This window comes from Mycobacterium sp. (assembly GCF_049585075.1).
Lineage (GTDB): Bacteria > Actinomycetota > Actinomycetes > Mycobacteriales > Mycobacteriaceae > Mycobacterium.
Window position 1 is genome coordinate 1 of record NZ_JBAUZA010000506.1, and the last position, 1,686, is coordinate 1,686.

At 67.3% G+C, this 1,686-nt stretch carries 1 protein-coding gene; it reads left to right on the forward strand.

Annotated elements, in window-relative coordinates; genetic code table 11:
- Positions 1-11 precede the first annotated feature (11 nt).
- On the forward strand, positions 12-1,686 hold a 1,675-nt coding region (gene murJ / locus WB785_RS23650), incomplete at its 3' end, for a murein biosynthesis integral membrane protein MurJ (protein WP_424082352.1).

Genomic DNA, 1,686 nt, shown 5'->3' on the forward strand with positions numbered 1-1,686 from the left:
GAGCACAGCAGATGAGCTCCGCCCGTCGTTCGTCGCCGCCACCGGCGCGGCCGCCAGTTGCACGCCAGCGCCGACCACACCGGCCGGGGCCGCCGACCGGGCCACTGCCACCGACTGGGCTGGTGTCGTCGCAGAGCACACCGGCACAGAACCGTCCTGAGCTCTCCGACGCCGCACTGGTGTCGCGCTCGTGGGGAATGGCGTTCGCAACCCTGATCAGCCGCCTCACCGGGTTTGCCAGGATCGTCATTCTGGCCGCGATCCTGGGTGCGGCGCTGTCCAGCGCGTTCTCGGTGGCCAACCAGCTGCCGAACCTGGTGGCGGCGCTGGTGCTGGAGGCGACATTCACCGCGATCTTCGTGCCGGTGCTCGCGCGCGCCGAGCAGGACGACGCCGACGGCGGTGCGGCGTTCGTGCGGCGCTTGGTCACGCTGGCCACCACGTTGCTGTTGGTGACCACGCTGTTGTCGGTGGCCGCCGCCCCCCTGCTGGTCCAGTTGATGCTGGGCCGCAGCCCTCAGGTCAACGAGCCGCTCACCGCGGCATTCGCCTACCTGCTGCTGCCACAGGTGATCTTCTACGGCCTGTCATCGGTGTTCATGGCGATCCTGAACACCCGCAACGTATTCGGGCCGCCGGCCTGGGCGCCGGTCATCAACAACGTCGTCGCAATCGCCACTCTCGGCGCCTACCTGGCCACGCCGGGCCAGTTATCGGTGGACCCGGTGCAGATGGGCAACGCCAAGCTGCTGGTGCTGGGCGTCGGAACCACATTGGGGGTGGTCGCGCAGACGGTGGTGCTGCTGGCTGCGATCCGGCGTCAGCACATCAGCCTTCGCCCGCTGTGGGGAATCGACGAGCGGCTCAAACGCTTCGGCACGATGGCCGCCGCGATGGTGTTCTACGTGCTGATCAGCCAGATCGGTCTGATCGTCACCAACCAGATCGCCAGCACCGCAGCCGCTTCCGGGCCGGCCATCTACAACTACACCTGGCTGGTGCTGATGCTGCCGTTCGGCATGATCGGGGTGACCGTGCTGACGGTGGTGATGCCGCGGCTGAGCCGCAATGCCGCCGCGGACGACACCCCGGCGGTGCTGGCCGACCTTTCGCTGGCCAGCCGCCTGACGATGATCACGCTGATTCCAACGGTGGCGTTCATGACGGTCGGCGGGCCGGCGATCGGCAGTGCGTTGTTCGCCTACGGCCATTTCGGTGACGTCGACGCGGGCTACCTGGGCATGGCGATCGCGTTGTCGGCGTTCACGTTGATCCCCTATGCCATCGTGCTGCTGGAGCTGCGGGTGTTCTACGCCCGCGAGCAGCCGTGGATACCGATCGTGATCATCATCATCATCACGACCGTCAAGATCGCCGCTTCGCTATTGGCGCCCCACGTCACCGACAATCCCGACCTGGTCGCCGGTTACCTCGGATTCGCCAACGGTTTGGGATTTTTGGCGGGCGCAATCGTCGGCTACTACCTACTGCGACACGCCTTGCGGCCGCCCGGCGGCCACCTGCTTGGCGTCGCGGAGGTGCGCACCATTCTGGTCACGATCACCGCGTCGTTGCTGGCCGGGTTGATCGCGCACGTGGTGGACGAGCTGATGGGGATGCGGAGGTTGACCGCCTACGGCGGCGGCGCCGGCTCGCTGCTGCGGCTGTTCGTGCTCGCGGTGATCA